Here is an 18,106-nt window from a genome sequence, read left to right on the forward strand (position 1 = left end):
GAGTGCGATGACCCCCACCACCCGTCTCGGCACCCGCGCGGCCGTCCTCGGCGCCGTGGCGCTGCTGACCGCCGCCACCGCCGTCCCCGTCGCGTCCGCGACGGAACCCGCTCCCGGCGCCTCCTACAAGGCCGGCCACGACACCCTCGGGCCGCAGCGCCTCACGCCGGCCCAGCGCAGGCTCGCAGCCGCCAAGCAGACCGAGGCGGAGAGAACGTACGCGGGAGCGCGCGCCCTCGCCGGGTACAAGCTCTCCGGCGCCCTCCACCAGTCGCAGCAGACCTCCTACTGGTGCGGCCCGGCCACCCTGGTGATCACCCAGTCGGCCCACGACGAGGTCGGCGGCCGGTCGCAGCAGGACGCGGCGACCCTGCTCAAGACGACCACCAGCGGCACCGCCTGGTACGGCATCGACATCAACGTGCCGAGCCCGACCGGCTACCCGATGGCGGACGCCCTCAACTACCGCCTCCCCGGTGCCGGTTACGTACCGAAGGCACTGCCGTACACCCCCACCGCCACCGACAAGGCCAACTTCAAGCAGCACATCGTCCACAACACCGACAACGACTACGCCATCGCGGGCAACGCCTGGGAGGTGCCGGGCGGTCCGCATCTCGTGGGCCACCCCAACATCGAGATCTTCCACTGGGTCTCGATCGACGGCTACAACACCGACACGGCCGCCGGAGAGGTCGACTATCTGGACCCGGTGGGCGGGGTGAGCACCAGCGTCATCTCATGGGCGGGCTCGGTGCCCAAGTCGGCGCACATCTCGTCCGACACGATCACCACCATCATGGGCGGCCGTGGCTACGTCTGGTAGCCGACGCCTCCTGCCGGTGCCGTTCCTGGCCGGCGCCCTGCTCCTCGCGAGCTGCTCGCCGGACGGCGCCGGGCCCGGTCCCGCGCGGGCCGCGCCCTCCCCGACGGCCGCCCCGGCGCGGACGGCGGCCTGCGAGGTGGCGCTGCCCGCCGCGTGGCGCTCCGCGTTCACGACGGGCGAGTACCGGCCGCCGGCCGGGGAACGCGCGGTCCTCACGGAGACCGGGCCGGGCTGGACGGCGCTCCAGCTGACCGGCGCCGAGGGGCGCCGCGCCGTCCTCGTACGCCCGGGCGAAAAGTCTCCGCACACCCTGCTGCGGCTCGCCGACCCCGTGGAACACCAGCTGCTCGCCGCGGACTTCGACGGGCGCCGCTGGGCGGCGTTCGCCGTCCTGGAGGGGCGGACCCTGGACAGCCCGTGGAGCCTGTACGTGTGGGACGCGGCCACCGGCAGGTCCCGGCGGCTCGCCCGCGCCGCCCGGCCAGGGCCGCTCCCCCGGCCCGTCGTCCGCGACGGCACCGTGCTGTGGGCGCAGGGCACGGGCTCCGGCAAGGCCACCGTCTTCGCCGCGCCGGCCGCGGGCGGTGCCCCGCGCGCGTGGCACACCGGCGTGCTGGACAGCCCGTTCGCCGCGGGCGGCCTGCTGGTGTGGCGCGAGGCCGCGGGCGCCGGGACCCGGCTCTCGGCCGTCTCCCTGCGGGACGGGCGCCCGGCGGCGCTGCCCCCGGCGATCGCCGCCCTGCGCGACATCCGGTCCCCGGTGTCCGACGGCACGACCTGGGCCTGGGTGGCGGGCGAGACGGCGCCCCGGCTGATGGTGTGGCGCGCGGGCGAGGCCAGGCCCTCGGCCGCCGTGACCGCCTCCCCCGCCGTCGACGGCATGGACCAGCTGCGGACCTCCGGCCGGCTGGTCACCTGGCGCACCCCGGAGACCTCCTACGCCCTGGACCTCGGCTCCGGCGCGTATGCCGAGATCACCCCGGCGTACGGCTATGTCCAGGCCGCCGGCGGCGCGCTGGCCCTCGCGTACAGCGTGGGCGAGGCGAAGGCGGCCGGTGCGCGGAGCGTGATCCAGGTGGTGGACGGGGCACGGCTGCCCGGACTGCCGCACTGTGGCTGATGCCCGCCGCCGAGGTTTGCGGGACCCCCGGGTGCGCCAGAGATCTTCCATGTCCACACAGGTGTCCGAGGAGGTACGGGAGGCGCTCCACGAGGGCCGTCCCGTCGTCGCGCTCGAGTCGACGATCATCGCCCACGGTCTGCCGCGCCCGCGCAACCTGGCCGTGGCCCGGGAGCTGGAGGCGCTGGTCCGGGAGGGCGGGGCCGTCCCCGCCACCATCGCGGTGCTCGACGGCACGGCCCGGATCGGCCTGGACGAGGCCGCCCTCACCCGCATCGCGGAGGACCCGTCGGTGCGGAAGCTGGGCCACCGCGATCTGGCGCCCGCGCTGGCGACCGGGGCGACCGGGGCGACGACCGTGTCCGCGACGGCGTGGCTCGCGGACGCCGCGGGCATCCGGATCTTCGCGACCGGCGGCCTCGGCGGGGTCCACAGGGAATGGACCGAGACCCAGGACGAATCGGCCGACCTGCGGCTGCTCGCCCAGGTCGGCGTCACGGTGGTGTGCGCGGGGGTGAAGTCGATCCTCGACGTGCCGGCGACGCTCCAGCGCCTGGAGACGCTCGGCGTGGGCGTCGTCGGCTACGGGACGGACCGGTTCCCCGGCTTCTACCTCTCCTCGTCGGGCGAGCCCGTCGACTGGACCCTGCGCACGCCGCACGAGGTGGCGGCGGTGATACGCGCCCAGGACGAGCTCGGCGGTCCGCGCGCGGCGCTGATCGTCGCCAATCCCGTGCCGCACGAGGACCAGCTCGATCCCGCGCTGCACGACCGGGTCCTCGCCCAGGGCCTGGCGGCGGCGAAGGAGAAGGGGATCACGGGGCAGGCGGTGACGCCCTTCCTCCTCGACCATCTGACGGTGCACACGGGAGGGGCGTCCCTGGAGGCGAACCTCGCGGCGGTACGCGGCAACGTGCGGCTCGCGGCGTGGATCGCGGCGGCCTACCGCGGGCGCCCGTGACCGGCCCGGCCGCGCTGCTGGTGGTCGGGGACGTCGTCACGGACGTGGTCGCCCGGCACCGCAAGCCCCTGTCCGCCGCCACCGACACCCCGGCGCGGATCCGGACGCTCCCCGGCGGCGCGGGGGCCAACGTGGCCTGCTGGGCGGCGCGTTCGGGCTGGGCGGACGTGCGGCTGCTCGGACGGGTGGGCACCGACTCGGCGGCCTGGCACGAGCGGGAGCTGCGCCGCGCGGGCGTCCGCCCGCTGCTGGCCCTGGACCCGAACGCGCCCACCGCGGCGGTCATCGCCCTGGTCGGGCCCGACGCCGAGCGCACGTTCCTCACCGACAGCGGGGCCTCGCTGCGCCTCGCGCCCGAGGACTGGTCGCCCGCGCTGCTCGACGGGGTGGCCCGGGTGCATCTGTCCGGCTACCTCTTCTTCTCCGGTCCGAGCCGGGAGACGGCCGGGCTGGTCCTGCGCGACGCCCGGGCCGCCGGCGTCCCGGTGAGCGTGGACCCGGCGTCGGCCGGTTTCCTCACGGAGCTGGGCCCGGAGCGCTTTCTCTCGGCCGCGGACGGCGCGCAGTGCCTGCTGCCCAACGCCGACGAGGCCCGCCTGCTGACCGGCCGCGCGAGCCCGGACGAGGCCGCCGCGGCGCTCAGCCGCCGCTTCCCGCTGGTCGCGGTGACCCTGGGCGCCGAGGGCGCGGTCCTCGCCGCGGAGGGACGCGTGACGGCCCGGGTGACGGCGCCGCCGGTCCGCCCGCTGGACTCCACCGGAGCGGGCGACGCCTTCACGGGCGCCTTCCTCGCCGCCCTCCTGACCGGCGCGGACCCGGTCTCGGCGGCCGGGTCCGGCTGCCGCGCGGGGGCCGAGGCGGTCACCAGGGTGGGCGGGCGGCCCTAGCCGGCGCGGCCGGCACCGCCGAAGCCGGCCCAGGCCGGGCGGCGCGGGTCGTCGACGCGTACGACGGCGTCGGCGACGTCGGCCGGGGCGACCTCGTTCTCGTACCGCTCGAAGGCCGGCAGCGCCCAGGGCTCCTCGGTGCGGCGGGCGAGGGCGCCGGGCGACAGGCGCAGATGCACCGTCAGGTCGAACGGGAACCAGTGCCCGAGCAGGAAGGGGCCGTGCAGGACCAGGACGCCGCCGGGCGGCAGGGGCACGGCGGGACTGCGGGTCGCGCGGTCGGTGACCGGGTCCCACAGGTCGGGCAGCACCCGGCCGCTGCCGCCGGGCTCCAGCGGTCCGAAGACCTCGCGCCACAGCGCCCCGGTGTCGAACCAGCCGCCGTAGTAGGCGTCGGGGTCCTGCTTGCCGTACTCGTAGCGCAGGGACGCCGGCCGCAGGAAGCCCCCGGTCCCGACGACGAGGACGGACCGACCGCGCAGCCGCAGCGCGTCGGCGACCCGCCCGGCCAGCTCCCCGCCCGGTGCGGCGGGGGCGCCGTCGATGCCCACCTTGAGCCAGGGGCTGCCGTCGGCGGGCTCGGCCCCGTCGACCCGACCGGCCACCGCGTCGGCGAGCCGCTCCCAGCTGATCGCTTCGAATCGCATCCGTCCCATCCTGCCGCACGTCCGGGGCGACGGGATTTCGGATTGCGGATGGGGGACGGGGGGTCCACGATCGTGGACCCCAGATGGTGGATCCACCATCTGGATTTTGGATCCAGGATTTTGGATCCAGGACTTTGGATCCACCATCGTGGACCCCGTCTTGACCTTGTCACTGGCGGCAGGGTTCGAGCATCACCCCATGGACACCGGCACACAGCACAGCAGCACCCCCCGCGTCGTCGTGGTCACGGGCGCGGGAACCGGCATCGGGCGGGCCACGGCGCGCGCCTTCGCGCGCGAGGGGGCCACGGTCCTCGCCGTGGGGCGCAGGCCCGAGCCGCTCGCGGAGGCCGCCGAAGGCTTTGCGACGGTCCGGCCGCTGGTCGCCGACATCACGGCGGAGGGCGCGCCCGAGGAGATCGTGGCGGCCGCCGTCGACGCGTACGGGCGGCTCGACGTGCTGGTCAACAACGCCGGGATCGGCAACGGCGGGCCGCTCGGGACGCTGGGCCGCGAGGTGATCGGCCCCCTCCTGGAGACCAATCTCGTCGCCCCCGTCCTGCTCACCCAGGCGGCCGTGCCGGCGCTGGAGGCCTCCAGGGGAGTCGTGGTCAACGTCTCGACCACGATCGGCCAGCGCGGCTGGCCCGTCGGCTCCGTCTATCCGGCGACCAAGAGCGCTCTGGAGACACTGACCCGCTGCTGGGCCGTCGAGCTGGCGCCGCGCGGGGTCAGGGTCGTGGCGGTCGCGCCCGGTGCGATCGAGACGCCGATCGCCGACCACATGGGGCTCACCCCGGAGCAGCGGACGTCCCTGCGGGACTGGCAGTTGGCGCACATCCCGTTGGGCCGCATCGGCCGCCCCGAGGAAGTGGCCTGGGCGATCACCTCGTTGGCCTCGCGGGACGCCGCCTATCTGACGGGGACGGTGCTGCCCGTCGACGGGGGCGCCCTGGTGTCGTGATACGACTGCGCGGGGAGGTGGTCGCCTTGCGCATCGGAGAACTGGCCCGGCGGACCGGGACGACGGCGCGCGCCCTGCGCCACTACGAGCAGGCGGGGCTGATCTCCTCGGCCCGCGCGGCCAACGGATACCGGGTGTACGACGAGGGCGCCGTGGTGCGTGTGTCCAATATCCGGTACCTGCTGGAGGCCGGGCTGACGCTCGACGACGTGACCGCGTTCGCGTCCTGCCTCGACGGGGACATGCCCGCCGCGCCGCCCTCCGCCCGGGGTCTCGAGATCGCCCGCGAGCGGCTCGCGGTGCTCGACGCGCGGATCGCGGCGCAGACGGAGGCCAGGGACCGCCTCGCGACCGCCCTGGCCGCACGGGCGCCGGAACGGGCGCCAGGAGAGGCGCCGCACCGGCCCTGAGGCCCGGGCGGGCGTCCGGGGCCCGGGTCAGGACGACAGGGCCGGCTCCACGAGTTCGGCGCGGCCGGCCGCGACCGCGTCGGCGAGGGTGCACTCCCCGTTGGCCAGGGCCCGGCAGGTCTCCGCGTCGGTGAGGAGGCGCACCTCGGCGTCGGCGGCCGCCCCGTCGCCGTACTCCACCCGTCCGTCGGCCCCGGTCCGTACGTGGAACTCGCCCTCGTCGAGGGTGACCTGGACGACCCGCGCGCCCAGCGGCTCCAGGGCCGTCAGGAGCGGGATGGCGAACCAGTGGGCGCGCACGGCGTCCGTCGGCCGGGGCGCGTCGAGGGAGGGCGCGCCCCAGGCGGCGAGGGCGCGCAGGACGGGCAGCAGTTCGCGGCCGCGGTCGGTGAGCTCGTACACGTACGCGGAGGCGGGCGGGGGCAGCCGGCGGCGGGTGACGAGCTCGGCGCCCTCCATGTCCTTGAGCCGCCCGGCGAGCATGTCGGTGCTGACGCCCGGGAGATCGGCATGCAGATCGGTGTAGCGGCGCGGCCCGGCGAGGAGTTCCCTGACGATCAGGAGCGTCCAGCGGTCGCCGACGGCGTCGAGGGCGCGGGCTGCGGCGCAGTACTGGTCATAGCTTCGGCGGCGTGGCATGCGACGCAGTCTAGACATGTTGTTGGACTTTCCAAGCTCGAACTTGGTAAAACCAAGCATCAACACTTCTGGGGAGGTCGACGCATGGAGTTCCGGCAGTCGAGCAAGCTGAGCGAGGTCTGCTACGAGATCCGCGGCCCGGTCATCGAGCACGCCAACGCCCTGGAGGAGGCGGGCCACAGCGTTCTGCGCCTCAACACCGGAAACCCCGCGCTCTTCGGCTTCGAGGCGCCGGAGGAGATCGTCCAGGACATGATCAGGATGCTCCCCAAGGCGCACGGCTACACCGACTCGCGCGGCATCCTCTCGGCCCGCCGCGCCGTCGCGCAGCGCTATGAGTCGATGGGCCTGCGGGGCGTCGACGTCGACGACGTCTTCCTCGGCAACGGCGTCTCCGAACTGGTGTCGATGGCCGTCCAGGCACTCCTGGAGGACGGCGACGAGGTCCTGATCCCGGCCCCCGACTTCCCCCTGTGGACGGCGGTCACGACCCTCGCGGGCGGCAAGGCCGTGCACTACCTGTGCGACGAGTCCGCCGACTGGTACCCGGACCTCGACGACATGGCCGCCAAGATCACCGACCGGACCCGGGCGGTCGTGATCATCAACCCGAACAACCCCACCGGCGCGGTGTATCCCAAGGAGATCGTCGAGGGCATCCTCGATCTCGCCCGCCGCCACGGCCTGATGGTCTTCGCCGACGAGATCTACGACCAGATCGTCTATGACGACGCCGTGCACTACCCGGCCGCCTCCCTCGCCCCGGACCTGGTCGTCCTCACCTTCGGCGGGCTCTCCAAGACCTACCGGGTGGCCGGCTTCCGGTCCGGCTGGCTGGTCGTGACCGGCCCCAAGGAACACGCCAAGAGCTATCTGGAGGGCCTGACGATGCTGGCCTCCATGCGGCTCTGCCCCAACGCCCCCGCCCAGTACGCCATCCAGGCGGCGCTCGGCGGCCGGCAGTCGATCCACGAGCTGACCGCCCCCGGCGGACGGCTGCACGAACAGCGCGACCGCGCCTGGGAGAAGCTGAACGAGATCCCCGGCGTGTCCTGCGTCAAGCCCAAGGGCGCGCTCTACGCCTTCCCCCGATTGGATCCGACCGTCCACAAGATCCACGACGACGAGCGGTTCGTCCTCGATCTGCTGCTGCGGGAGAAGATCCAGGTCGTCCAGGGCACCGGCTTCAACTGGCCGCGCCCGGACCACTTCCGCATCCTGACGCTCCCCCACGCGGACGACCTGGACGCGGCGATCAGCCGCATCGGACGCTTCCTGAGCGGATACCGGCAGTAGGCACCGGAGCCCCGGTCACCGGAAACGGCAGCGGGTCCGAGGGCGTAGCCTGCCCCCGGACCCTTTCGATGCCGCTCCTCTTCACACGCCGGCGCAGTTGAGGACCCGGGTCAGTCGTCATTGCGTCGCGTCCTGCCGTTGGACCACCGCCGATCGAGAGCTCGGCGGACCAGATTCGAACTGGCATTTCGACGCACCAGGGCCCGGGCCCGGTCGATCCGGCGATGAGCGGCGCATGCTGAATCTGGAGCAATAGTCTGAGTTTGAACGCGATCCGTGTCAGAAGTGCTCTGGTGACCGGACCGCGTCTTCACGACAAGGCTCAGCTTCAGCTTTGCGCTCCTCGCGCACCCCGGCCGCGCTCGCGGCCGGGGAGTTCATGGGACTACCCGAAGAGGTAGCCGAAGACGGCGTCGCCGACCCGCTGGTCGGTGACCTCCGCGCCGTTCGCCTCCTCGCGGGCGAACTTCACCGCCTGCTGGAGCTTCTCGACCCGCTCGGTCAGCTCGTTCACCCGCCGGGCGGGCAGCGCCCCGGAGAACTTCACGGTCGTCCAGTACCCGACCGGCACGTCCTCGTAGTACACCTCGACCTGCGCCGGGTGCTTCTCCGTCGCCTCCGCCTTGACGTGGTTGCGCGGCACCTTCTTCGTACGGACCGTACGGACGGGCTCGGTCTTCCACGCGTCGGTCGACGGGTCCTGCGTCCACGACTCGGCGGCGTCGAGCACCGGGAGCTTGCGGACGAAGGTGAGGATGTCCGTCAGCTGCTTCTCCAGGAAGAGCAGATAGGCGACCGGCACCCCGCTCACCAGGACCCGCCCGTCGACGGTGATGTCGGCGCGGGCCCCGCAGTTCGCCCAGTCCTTGGTGGCGGTGACGTCGAAGAGGCGGGTCAGCGTCCGCGCGGTGTCGCGCAGCACGTCCTCGGCCTTGACCTGCACCAGCGTCGACTCGGGCGGCAGCTGCTCGCCCTCCTCGTCCTTCGGCTGGTACGTACGGGAGATGCCGGCGAGCAGGGCCGGCTTCTGCAGACCGTGATGGGCGGTGGTCAGGTCCTGATGCGCCCGGGACTTGACGCCTTTCTCCACTGCGATGATCTGATTGAGTTTCGTTGCCACGCGCTCGACCCTAGGGGTCGAGCCCCGGCGAATCGAACTGTTTTTCCTGCCTGTTGAGCTCGCACCCGCCCCTACGGCGGAACCGCGTCGAGTAGTCGAGTAACCGAGCAACCGAGTGCGCAAGGAGCGGATCCCTCATGGATGCGGCGCTGATAGCCGTCGTCGGAACCCTGCTGGGCGTGATCGCCACCCACTGGTTCCAGGCCCGGGCCACCGAGCGGACCGCGGCGCTCGCCAGGACCGAGCAGCTGCGGCAGGAACGGATCGCGACCTACAGCGCGTTCGCCGGAGCGGTCGTCGACTACCGGCACAGCCAGAACGACCGCTGGTTCCGCGCCAGGCTGGAGCCGGGCTCCGAGGAGGCCGAGGAGTCCCGACACGCCTCGTACCGCCAGCGGACCGTCGCCCGCCAGGCCCTCTTCCGGGTCCAGCTGGTCTGCGACGACGCGAGGACCCGCCAACTCGCCGAGGCGGCCTTCGAAGTGACCCACCGCATGCACGAGGCGACGGACGACGGCGACCGGACCGTGCGCTCCGAGCAGGCCAAGGAAGCCCTGGCCCTGTTCATCGAGGCGGCCGCGCCCGGAGTGCGCTGAGCGTCGACGGGGCCCCGCGGGGGTAGGACGACGGCGTGGAACTCGTCGCCCCCGTCGTGGTCGAACCGCTCAAGCGACGCCGCTGCTCGGAGTGCCGGCAAGGCCCGTTGGAGCGGATGGTCGTCGAGTTCAACGCGCCCGTCTGCCTGGACTGCGCCGACCTCGGTCACCTCGTCTTCCTGCGCCGCGGCGACACCGCGCTCACCCGCCGGGCCCGCGAGGGCAGCGCGCTGTGGGCGGTGGTCGTACGGCACAACAGGCGCCGCACCCGGTACGAACGCCAGGGCCTGCTCGTCGAGGAAGCGGCGCTCCGGCAGGCCGAGGCCGCCTGCCTCGCGGACGCCGAGGCACGGGCCCGGCGCCGGGCCAGGGACGCGGTGCGCCGGGCGGAGCGGGACGCGGAGATCACGGCGGCGCTGGAGGCGGAGATCCTGCGGCTCTTTCCGCACTGCCCCGCGGACCGGGCGGCGGAGATCGCCGGCCACGCCTCCGCCAAGGGCAGCGGCCGGGTGGGGCGCACGGCCGCGGGCCGCTCCCTCGACCGGGGCGCGGTCACGGCCGCGGTACGGGCCGCCGTACGGCACGTCGACACCGAATACGACTCGCTGCTGATGACCGGAGTCCCCCGTCACCAGGCCCGGACGAGGGTCGCACCCGCCATCGAGGCGGTGCTCCGGGCCTGGCGTACCGACTGACCGCGCGCCGTGGGCGACGGACGTCAGCCCTGCTCGCCCGCGCGGCGGGCCCTGCGGTACATCAGCGCGCCGCCGAGGAGCAGCGCGGCGCCGGCCGGGGCGGCGAAGCCGACCGCGTCGGAGCCGGTGCTGGCGAGCTGGACCGAGCTGGACTGCGGGGCGGGGGCCGGCGCGGGCGGCTGCTCGCCGGTGCTCGGGGCGGGCGGCAGGTGCCGGTCCGGGGTCTGCGGGCGCGGGGTGGGGTGCTCGTCGCAGGGCTCCTCGGAGGGGCCGTTGACCGAGGTGTTGCCGATGGCCGGGTTGCCGATGCCGACGACGTTCACCGAGTTGCCGCTGAGGTTGACCGGGAGGTCGACCGGCAGCTGGAGCCCGTTGCCCGAGAGCACGCCGGGCGAGCCCTCGGTGCGTCCCTCCGCCGTGGCGCCGCCGCCGTTGGACGAGCCGCCGCGGCCGCCGCTGTCGGAGGATCCCCCGCGCGGGGTGCCCGGCAGGTCCTTGTGGGTGGAGCCCCTGTCGTCGGAGCCGTAACCCGTGGGCTCCGAGGAGCGGTTCGCACAGCTGTTGCCCGCCGCCGGGTTGAGCAGTCCGACGACGTTCACCGTGTTGCCGCACACGTTGACGGGGACGTGCACGGGCAGCTGAACGGCGTTGCCGGAGCCGACCCCCGGCGAACCGACGGCGGCACCCTGGGCCGCGGAGTCGGCGTGGGCGGCGCCCGCCGAGAGCGCGAGCGCGCCACCGGTGACCAACAGTGTGGCCAGACCACTTCGGCGAATCTGCCTCATGGCTTCCTGCCTTCCGGAATGTCTTCACGGGCAGTCGCCCGTACCCGAAATAACGCCATCCGTGAGGTGCCCGGCTCCGACCGATGCCCTGTTTCACTCCTTCGAGGGAGGGTGACCCGGCGGATCATGTCCCGACGTCGGGCGTTGGCGGAGCGTTACCGTGACGCGGGAGGGGGGTGAGGTGACCGTGGGACCGGAGCGGCTGCGGGTGCCGGTGGGAGAGGACGCGGCGCGCTGGCGCACTCGTACGGGTGCCCGGACCGTGCTGTTCATCGTCCACAACGTCACCTCGGCGACCCGCCTGCTCGATGTGCTGCCGCTCTTCGACGACGCCCTGGACGTGCAGTCCCTCGTCACGTGCACGGGATCCTCGCCGTTCCAGGCGGGCGTCCCGGAGCTCCTCGCGGCGACCGGGCTGCCGGTGGTCCCGTGGGAGCAGGCGAAGGAGCTGGCGGCGAAGGAGCTGGTCGACCTCGCGGTCACCGCGAGCTACGGCGGCGAACTCCATTCATTCCAAGGGAAGTTGACCATCCTCTCACATGGCGCCGGCTACAATAAGAGGCTGGCGCCACCGGACACCGGTGGCGGGTCGCGCAGGCCAGGAGAGAGCGCCCCCGTCTTCGGCACGGCCCCCGAGTGGCTACTCCACGAGGGCCGACCGCTCGCCACCGCGACGGTCCTCTCCCACCCCGAGCAACTCGCCCGACTGCGGCGCGACTGCCCCGAGGCCGCCGGGACCGCCGTACTCGCCGGTGATCCCTGCTTCGACCGGATGCTCGCACTCCGCCCCCGGCGCCAGGAGCTGCGCCGCGCGTTCGGGGCCGGCGACGGGCGCCGCCTCGTCGTCCTGAACTCCACCTGGGGCCCCTCCTCCCTCGCCGGCACGGACGGCTTCCCCGCCCTGCTGCGGGAGTTGACGGAGACCCTGCCCGCCGACGAGTACCGGCTGTGCGCGGTCCTCCACCCCAACATCTGGTACGGGCACGGCCCCGGTCAGGTCCGCGGCTGGCTGCGCCGCGCCGAGCGCTCGGGGCTCGCCCTCATCGATCCGCTGGGGCCCTGGCGGCAGGCGGTCGCCGCGGCCGACTGCGTCCTCGGCGACCACGGCTCCGTCACCTACTACGCCGCCGCGCTCGGACTGCCGGTACTGCTGGGCGCGTTCGCGCACCAGGACCTGGACCCGGCCTCGCCGGTGGCCGCCCTCGGACGGACCGCGCCCCTCCTCCGCCCCGGAACGCCGCTGCGCGCGCAGCTGGACGCGGTGATCGACGCCCACGTACCTGGACGGTACGACGGCTTCGCGGCGGCCGCGAGCTCCGACCCCGGCGACTCCGCGCGACTGCTGCGGAGCCTCTTCCACTCACTGCTGCACCTGCCCGAGCCCGCGGCGCCGGCCCGGCTCGACCCCCTGCCGACGCCGGAGGGCCCGGGAGCGCCGCCCGTCACCGTCCCCGTCCGGGTCCTCACCTCGGTCCTGCCGATCGGCCCCGAGGGCCTTCCCCAGGTCACCGTCACGCGCTACGCCGACCCCACCGCCGAGCCGGCCGGACCCGCAGCCGAGGACGCGCACACGGCCGTGGAGGAGACGACCGCGGACGCCGGACGGCTCGCCCTCGCGGACGTGGTCGTCGACGACGGGCGCGGCGACCAGCCGGCCGGCCCGCGCACCGCCGAGCTGCTCCGGCGGCATCCGCACGCCGGCCTCGCGGCGGTACGGACCGCGCCGGGGAGCTGCCTGGTGCGCGCCCGGGAGGGGGCGGCGACAGGCGGCCGGGGGTGCGCGATCGGGGACGGAATGGCGCTGGTCCTAGGCGCGCTCCCCTGCCCGGACGGCTTTGCCGACCCGTGCGACCCGGCCGTGTACGCCTCCGCCGTCCACGCCTGGCAGGCCGAGGGGCGCTCGCTCGCAGCGCTCGCCGCCGTCGGGACGCTCGTCGTGGTGACCGGCGCGGTCCGGCACCGGGTCCTCGTACGGGCGGTGGCGGAGGCGGGGTTCGTTCCGACTGGCTGAGGGCGTCGCGACCTTGCGGTGAGCAGGCGTTCACGGTCGGCGCGCGGAACCGGTCGATCTGCTCCTGCTGGGCGGCCGGCACGTACTGCGGGGCGACACCGAGGGCCCGCAGGAAGCGGACCCGGATCGTGGACGGGGCGGCCGCCGTGGCCATGGCGTCACCCCGTGGAGCCGGCCGCCGTCGTAGCGGCCCCGCAGACGGGCTGCGAAGTGGAGCGCGGTCGCCGACTTGCCGATGCCGCCCGCACGACGGGGTCGGCGTTCATGGCCGGGGGCCGTCCTGGCCGCCCGCGCCGCCCGATCCGGCCACGCCGTCGTTGCCGATCCGGTCGACCCTGCCGATGGTGCCGACCTGGAGGGTGATGTTGTGATGGACCCCTCCATGCATGGAGTTGCTGATGATCGTGGTGTGCTGCGGCTGCGGGTTACCCGCACCACCCTCCAACTCCTCCAGAATCGACCGCAGTTCACCCGCCGACTCCGGATCGGCCAGCAGGCTGCGCCGCATCCTCGCGCGCCACTCGATCCGTGCCTCGGCCCTGGCCTCGCCCGCGGTCGTCTCGTCGCCGACGCTCTCCGCGCGCAGCAGGTCCTCGCGGGCGGCTTCGAGTTCCTCGCCGACCGTTTCCGGGTCGGCACCGGAGCGCGCGGCGAAGAACGCGGCGATCCTGGTCCGCGCCCGCTCCCAGCCGTCGCCCACCATCTGCTGGACCAGGGCGGTCGCCCCCGCCGTCGCCAGTGCCATCAACTCGGCTTCCACCAGGCCCCCTTCGCGTGCGCGTCTCGTCCGGCCAGCCTAGCGGTCGGTCACCGTCCGAGGAGGTCGGTGACCACGCCGACCGGATCGGCGTCCGGGGTGCCGCGCGGCCACCAGTCCTCCCGGTCGGTGTCCGACTCGTATCCGTACCAGAGTCCGTCCCGGCCGAAGCGGAGCTGGAGGGAACGGGTGGAGAGGCGGTTGCGCCAGGGGCGGAAGGCGGGGAGGTCCGCGGCGAGGAGCGCGGGTCTGGCCCGGTCGAACGGGCCGGCGGGCGGGTCCCAGGGCTCTTCCAGGACGGCGAGTCCGGCCGGTCCGCCCTGGCGCCACGCGGCGACGGCACGGGCCAGGTCGGTCGGGGTGCGGTCGAGGGCGTGGGCGAGGTCCCGGTAGAGCGCGCGGGTGGAGGCGGTGAGCCCGGAGCCGGGGTGCGCGGCGGCCAGCCGTACCGCGTCCTGCCAGGGGCTGAGCGCGGCGACGGGGTCGCGACCGGTGCTGAGGAAGGCGTGGGCACGGGCCGCGGCCTCGCCGGCGAGGAGGTCGAGGGCGAGCGGGTCGGGTGCGTCGGGGTCGGCGGGGAAGACCGCGGGCCGGCCGGGGTGCGCCGGCACGGGGAGCGGCGGGGGCAGCGGCGGGAGGCCGCGCCCGGTGAGCGGGGCGAGCGCGGTGCGGGCGGGCACGGTCGGGACGGCCGGGGCGGTGGTGGCGCTCTCGGCGGCGGAGCGGGCCGCGTTGCGCCGGGTGAGGTCGGCGAGGAGTTCCTGTTCGCCGCGGCCGCGCATGAGGAAGAGGACGAACGGGTCCTCGTCGAGGAGCCGCGCGGCCTGGTAGCAGAGGGCGGCGGCGTGCTTGCAGGGGTAGCCGTCGTCGGGGCAGGAGCAGTCGGGGACGAGGTCGCCGGGGGCGGGTAGGAGTCCGGTGACGGCCTCCAGGGCGTGGGGGACGTCCTTGTCGAGGAGGGCGGCGATGTGCTCGGGCCGGGCGGCGGCCTCGTCGAGGAACCGCTCCCAGTCGTCGTCGCCGAGGGTCCGCAGCCGGATCTCGGTGCGGTACGGGCGGGGGCGGCTGCCGTGCACATAGGCGACGACCCGGCCGGGGACCACGGTGATCGCGTCCACGTGGCCGCGCTGGGCGTACGCCTTGCCGCGGGCGAGCCTGGCCGCGTCGAGGGCGGTGTCCTCCAGGGCCTCCACCCAGGCGTTGCCCCACCAGGTGGCGGCGAAGCGCCCGTCGGGCGCCGTGCGCGGGGCGAGCGCGGGGAAGGTCCTGCGCCGGTCGTCGTGGCGGGGCCCGGGGGTGCGGGACGGGGCCGTGCGGGACGGGCGGGTGCGCGGACGGCCGGCGAGGCGGGGGTCGTCCGGGGTCATGACGGCCTCCTCAGGGACACCAGGTCGGCCAGCTCGCGGTCGGTCAGCTCGGTGAGCGCGGCCTCGCCGGAGCCGAGGACGGCGTCGGCGAGGGCCCGCTTGGCACGCAGCATCTCGGCGATGCTGTCCTCGACCGTGCCCTCGGCGATCAGGCGGTGGACCTGGACCGGCTGGGTCTGCCCGATGCGGTACGCGCGGTCGGTGGCCTGCTCCTCGACGGCCGGGTTCCACCAGCGGTCGTAGTGCACGACGTGGCCGGCGCGGGTGAGGTTGAGGCCGGTGCCGGCGGCCTTCAGGGAGAGCAGGAAGACGGGGACCTCGCCGGCCTGGAAGCGGTCCACCATCCGCTCGCGCTCGGGGACGGGGGTGCCGCCGTGCAGCAGCTGGGCGTCGATGCCACGGGAGGCCAGGTGGTCGGCGAGGAGCCGTGCCATCGACACGTACTGCGTGAAGACGAGGACCGAGCCGTCCTCGGCGAGGATCGTGTCGAGAAGCTCGTCGAGCAGGGCGAGCTTCCCCGAGCGCCCGGCCAGCCGCAGGGCCGCGGCGCCGCTCCTGGGCCCGGTCCCGGATCCGGTCCCGTGGCTCTGCGGGGAGCGCTCCTTGAGGTACTGGGCGGGGTGGTTGCAGATCTGCTTGAGCGAGGTCAGCAGCTTCATGATCAGTCCACGCCTGGCCATCCCCTCGGCGCCCTCGATCTGCGCCATCGTCTCGCGCACCACGGCCTCGTAGAGCGAGGCCTGCTCGCGGGTGAGGGCCACGGGGTGGTCGGACTCGGTCTTGGGCGGCAGCTCGGGCGCGATGCCGGGGTCGGACTTGCGCCGGCGCAGCAGGAACGGACGGACCAGGCGGGCCAGTCGCTCGACCGCCTCCTCGTTGCCGATCTCCTCGTTGTTCTCCACCGCGCGGGCGTGTCGGGAGCGGAAGGCCTTCAGCGGGCCGAGGAGGCCCGGGGTGGTCCAGTCGAGGAGGGCCCACAGTTCGGAGAGGTTGTTCTCCACGGGGGTGCCGGTGAGGGCGACCCGGGCGGGTGCCGGGATGGCGCGGAGCGCCTTGGCCGTCGCCGAGAACGGGTTCTTCACGTGCTGGGCCTCGTCGGCGACGACCATGCCCCACTGCTGCTCGGCGAGGCGGGCGGCGCTGGTGCGCAGGGTGCCGTAGGTGGTGAGGACGAATCCGCCGTCGAGGTCTTCGAGGCTGCGGTCGGCGCCGTGGAAGCGGCGGACGGGCACACCGGGGGCGAAGCGCCGGATCTCCCGCTGCCAGTTGCCCAGGAGCGAGGCCGGACAGACCACGAGGGTGGGCGTGCGGCGGGCGCGGCGCAGATGGAGGGCGATGAGGGTGACGGTCTTGCCGAGGCCCATGTCGTCGGCGAGGCAGCCGCCGAGGCCGAGGGAGGTCATCAGGTCGAGCCAGGCGAGGCCGCGCAGCTGGTAGTCGCGGAGGGTGGCGTCGAGACCGGGCGGCGGGGGGACGTCCTCGGGGCCGGCGAGGAGCCGGTCGCGCAGGGCGGCGAGGGCGCCGACGGGCACGGCGGGGACGGTCTCGCCGTCCACCTCTGCCGTGCCGCCGAGCGCGACGGCGAGCGCATCGACCGGCTCCAGGAGGCCGAGCTCGCGCTTGCGGGCCTTGCGGACGAGATCGGGGTCGACGACCACCCACTGGTCGCGCAGCCGGACGACGGGCCGGTGCGCCTCCGCGAGGGCGTCCATCTCCCGTTCGGTCAGAGGGTCGCCGTCCAGGGCGAGCTGCCAGTTGAAACGGAGCAGCTCCCCGCTGTCGAAGAAGGTCGTGCCGTCGGTGGCGGAACCGGGCGCGGAGCGGGCCGGACGGACGACGGCGGAGGCGCTGAGCGAGCGGGCGAGGTCGCGGGGCCAGTGGACGGCGACACCGGCGTCGGCGAGCCGGGGGGCCGCGGGGCCCAGCAGCTCGTACAGCTCGTCCTCCGTGATCGACAGGACGTCCGGCACGTCCCGTTCGAGCAGGCGGCCGAGCGGCGGCCAGACGCGGGCGGCGCGGCGCAGGGCCAGGACGGCGTCGATCCGGGCGCGGGGGCCGAAGCTCTCGTCGCCCTCGCCGGCCCACAGGGCGGAGGCGTCGATGACGAGGGTGGGGTCGGCGAGGCTGTGCACCTGGAGGAGCACGGCGGCGGCCTGCCGCTCCGCCCCCTCCTCGGGCTCCCCGGAGACGTCGAACAGCTCGAATCCCGACAGGTCCAGGCGGAGGGAGACGCGCACCCCGGCGTCCATGCCGGCGGCCGCCTCGGCGGCCCAGGTGCGCGCACGGGGCAGATGGACGGGCTCCCGGGCGGCGAACGGCGCGCCGACGGCGTGGGCCGCGGCGGGCGTCCGGGGCAGGGTGTCGGCGACCGCGTCGAGGAAGGCGCGCACCAGCGCCTCCGGCTCGGGCAGGCGCAGCGGGCCGCGGCCGGGCACGGGCACGGCGTGGGCCTCGTAGGGCATGGCGGCGGCGATGGCCCTCAGGTGCGCGATGTCGTCGGCGTCGAGCGGGCCGGCCCGCCAGGCGTCGTGGTCCCCGGCGGTGAGTCCGGGCAGCAGCCGGCCTCGGGCGACCAGGTGCAGGGCGTGCAGGGCGGCGGCGCCCCAGCAGGCGGTGGCGGGGTGCGCGGCCGGGTGGTGGCGGGCGGCGACCAACTGGGGCAGCGCCTCGGCGACGGGCAGGATCAGGGCGGGCACGGTGCGGCTCCGCGCCCCCGCCCCGTGGCGCCGCACGACGGTCAGCTCGCCCCGCTCGACGGCGGACGGCGGGCCGTCGGCCGGGCGGGGCGTCGGGGCAGGATCGAGCACCTCCGGGTCGGGCAGGGCGGTGCCCTCCGGGGACCAGAAGGCGACCCGGCCCTCGCGGGGCAGGGCCGCGGGCAGGAAGACGGCGGCGCTGCCGACCAGGGTGGCTGTCACGGCGCTGCTCACCTCCCGTTCCGCGACGAATTCCGACTGGACCTCCGACGATACGGGTGGGGTCTGACAACGTGCTGACGCGGCGGGTCCCCCAGGCGGCCCAACAG

At 74.7% G+C, this 18,106-nt stretch carries 17 protein-coding genes; 10 read left to right on the forward strand and 7 right to left on the reverse strand.

Features of this window, described 5'->3' with window-relative positions; translation table 11 throughout:
* Positions 1-7: 7 nt before the first annotated feature.
* The 4 genes from ACH414_RS22560 to ACH414_RS22575 are packed head-to-tail and all read left to right on the forward strand — an operon-like array spanning position 8 to position 3,794.
* A complete protein-coding gene (locus ACH414_RS22560) occupies positions 8-826 on the forward strand; it encodes a hypothetical protein (protein ID WP_398943084.1) in 819 nt (272 codons plus the stop codon).
* Positions 810-1,946 (forward strand): hypothetical protein, encoded by a 1,137-nt coding sequence (locus ACH414_RS22565; protein WP_398943086.1) that lies wholly within the window; start codon positions 810-812, stop codon positions 1,944-1,946. The genes ACH414_RS22560 and ACH414_RS22565 overlap by 17 nt, the downstream gene beginning before the upstream one ends.
* 49 nt (positions 1,947-1,995) lie before the next feature.
* Positions 1,996-2,907 carry a pseudouridine-5'-phosphate glycosidase gene (locus ACH414_RS22570; protein WP_382540012.1) on the forward strand — a complete coding sequence of 304 codons (912 nt, stop codon included), beginning with the start codon at positions 1,996-1,998 and terminating at the stop codon, positions 2,905-2,907.
* A complete protein-coding gene (locus ACH414_RS22575; RefSeq protein ID WP_398943088.1) occupies positions 2,874-3,794 on the forward strand; it encodes a carbohydrate kinase family protein in 921 nt (306 codons plus the stop codon). The genes ACH414_RS22570 and ACH414_RS22575 overlap by 34 nt, the downstream gene beginning before the upstream one ends.
* Here the strand turns inward: ACH414_RS22575 and ACH414_RS22580 are convergent.
* Entirely contained in the window at positions 3,791-4,441 is a 651-nt protein-coding gene (locus ACH414_RS22580) for a uridine kinase (RefSeq protein ID WP_398943090.1), read from the reverse strand. The two genes, ACH414_RS22575 and ACH414_RS22580, sit on opposite strands and share 4 nt — an antisense overlap.
* Before the next feature lie 199 nt (positions 4,442-4,640).
* On the opposite strand from ACH414_RS22580, the gene ACH414_RS22585 reads away from it, so the two are divergent.
* Both ACH414_RS22585 and ACH414_RS22590 read left to right on the forward strand, forming a co-directional pair.
* Positions 4,641-5,405: an SDR family NAD(P)-dependent oxidoreductase gene (locus tag ACH414_RS22585; RefSeq protein ID WP_398943091.1), complete on the forward strand. Its 765-nt coding sequence runs from the start codon at positions 4,641-4,643 to the stop codon at positions 5,403-5,405.
* 26 nt (positions 5,406-5,431) lie between these two features.
* Positions 5,432-5,815 carry a MerR family transcriptional regulator gene (locus ACH414_RS22590; RefSeq protein WP_398943093.1) on the forward strand — a complete coding sequence of 128 codons (384 nt, stop codon included), beginning with the start codon at positions 5,432-5,434 and terminating at the stop codon, positions 5,813-5,815.
* A gap of 27 nt (positions 5,816-5,842) precedes the next feature.
* Here ACH414_RS22590 and ACH414_RS22595 read toward each other — a convergent pair whose 3' ends face one another.
* Complete coding sequence (locus tag ACH414_RS22595; RefSeq protein WP_382540025.1) at positions 5,843-6,472, reverse strand: winged helix-turn-helix transcriptional regulator; 630 nt, start codon at positions 6,470-6,472, stop codon at positions 5,843-5,845.
* 66 nt (positions 6,473-6,538) lie between these two features.
* Here ACH414_RS22595 and ACH414_RS22600 point away from each other — a divergent pair, with 66 nt between their 5' ends.
* Positions 6,539-7,750 carry a pyridoxal phosphate-dependent aminotransferase gene (locus tag ACH414_RS22600; protein WP_386564970.1) on the forward strand — a complete coding sequence of 404 codons (1,212 nt, stop codon included), beginning with the start codon at positions 6,539-6,541 and terminating at the stop codon, positions 7,748-7,750.
* A gap of 385 nt (positions 7,751-8,135) precedes the next feature.
* On the opposite strand, the gene ACH414_RS22605 is transcribed toward ACH414_RS22600, so the two are convergent.
* Positions 8,136-8,870: a hypothetical protein gene (locus ACH414_RS22605; protein WP_386564972.1), complete on the reverse strand. Its 735-nt coding sequence runs from the start codon at positions 8,868-8,870 to the stop codon at positions 8,136-8,138.
* Between the two features lie 137 nt (positions 8,871-9,007).
* On the opposite strand from ACH414_RS22605, the gene ACH414_RS22610 reads away from it, so the two are divergent.
* Together ACH414_RS22610 and ACH414_RS22615 are read left to right on the forward strand one after the other, a co-directional pair.
* Complete coding sequence (locus ACH414_RS22610) at positions 9,008-9,466, forward strand: hypothetical protein (RefSeq protein ID WP_386564974.1); 459 nt, start codon at positions 9,008-9,010, stop codon at positions 9,464-9,466.
* Positions 9,467-9,501: 35 nt separating this feature from the next.
* Positions 9,502-10,161 (forward strand): DUF2293 domain-containing protein, encoded by a 660-nt coding sequence (locus ACH414_RS22615; protein ID WP_382540037.1) that lies wholly within the window; start codon positions 9,502-9,504, stop codon positions 10,159-10,161.
* Between the two features lie 23 nt (positions 10,162-10,184).
* On the opposite strand, the gene ACH414_RS22620 is transcribed toward ACH414_RS22615, so the two are convergent.
* Positions 10,185-10,946, reverse strand: coding sequence for a chaplin (locus ACH414_RS22620; protein WP_386564978.1), 762 nt, complete (start codon positions 10,944-10,946; stop codon positions 10,185-10,187).
* A gap of 181 nt (positions 10,947-11,127) precedes the next feature.
* Between ACH414_RS22620 and ACH414_RS22625 the strand changes: the two genes are divergently transcribed.
* The gene (locus ACH414_RS22625) at positions 11,128-12,957 is read left to right on the forward strand and encodes a hypothetical protein (protein WP_398943096.1); all 1,830 of its coding nucleotides are present in this window, start codon (positions 11,128-11,130) and stop codon (positions 12,955-12,957) included.
* Between the two features lie 262 nt (positions 12,958-13,219).
* Here the strand turns inward: ACH414_RS22625 and ACH414_RS22630 are convergent, their stop codons facing one another.
* The 3 genes from ACH414_RS22630 to ACH414_RS22640 are packed head-to-tail and all read right to left on the reverse strand — an operon-like array spanning position 13,220 to position 17,999.
* Complete coding sequence (locus ACH414_RS22630) at positions 13,220-13,717, reverse strand: hypothetical protein (protein WP_398943098.1); 498 nt, start codon at positions 13,715-13,717, stop codon at positions 13,220-13,222.
* A gap of 47 nt (positions 13,718-13,764) precedes the next feature.
* A complete protein-coding gene (locus ACH414_RS22635) occupies positions 13,765-15,081 on the reverse strand; it encodes an SWIM zinc finger family protein (RefSeq protein ID WP_398943100.1) in 1,317 nt (438 codons plus the stop codon).
* Entirely contained in the window at positions 15,078-17,999 is a 2,922-nt protein-coding gene (locus ACH414_RS22640; RefSeq protein ID WP_398943102.1) for an SNF2-related protein, read from the reverse strand. The genes ACH414_RS22635 and ACH414_RS22640 overlap by 4 nt, the downstream gene beginning before the upstream one ends.
* Positions 18,000-18,106: the final 107 nt, after the last annotated feature.

It is taken from the genome of Streptomyces sp. NPDC020422, from assembly GCF_044386705.1.
GTDB lineage: Bacteria > Actinomycetota > Actinomycetes > Streptomycetales > Streptomycetaceae > Streptomyces.

What these genes read in the sequence shown, in the direction of transcription:
- ACH414_RS22560 (WP_398943084.1), top strand. Translation starts at nt 8, where the DNA reads ATGACCCCCACCACCCGTCTCGGCACCCGCGCGGCCGTCCTCGGCGCC.
- ACH414_RS22570 (WP_382540012.1), top strand. Translation starts at nt 1,996, where the DNA reads ATGTCCACACAGGTGTCCGAGGAGGTACGGGAGGCGCTCCACGAGGGC.
- ACH414_RS22580 (WP_398943090.1), bottom strand. Translation starts at nt 4,441, where the DNA reads ATGCGATTCGAAGCGATCAGCTGGGAGCGGCTCGCCGACGCGGTGGCC.
- ACH414_RS22585 (WP_398943091.1), top strand. Translation starts at nt 4,641, where the DNA reads ATGGACACCGGCACACAGCACAGCAGCACCCCCCGCGTCGTCGTGGTC.
- ACH414_RS22595 (WP_382540025.1), bottom strand. Translation starts at nt 6,472, where the DNA reads ATGTCTAGACTGCGTCGCATGCCACGCCGCCGAAGCTATGACCAGTAC.
- ACH414_RS22600 (WP_386564970.1), top strand. Translation starts at nt 6,539, where the DNA reads ATGGAGTTCCGGCAGTCGAGCAAGCTGAGCGAGGTCTGCTACGAGATC.
- ACH414_RS22610 (WP_386564974.1), top strand. Translation starts at nt 9,008, where the DNA reads ATGGATGCGGCGCTGATAGCCGTCGTCGGAACCCTGCTGGGCGTGATC.
- ACH414_RS22620 (WP_386564978.1), bottom strand. Translation starts at nt 10,946, where the DNA reads ATGAGGCAGATTCGCCGAAGTGGTCTGGCCACACTGTTGGTCACCGGT.
- ACH414_RS22635 (WP_398943100.1), bottom strand. Translation starts at nt 15,081, where the DNA reads ATGACCCCGGACGACCCCCGCCTCGCCGGCCGTCCGCGCACCCGCCCG.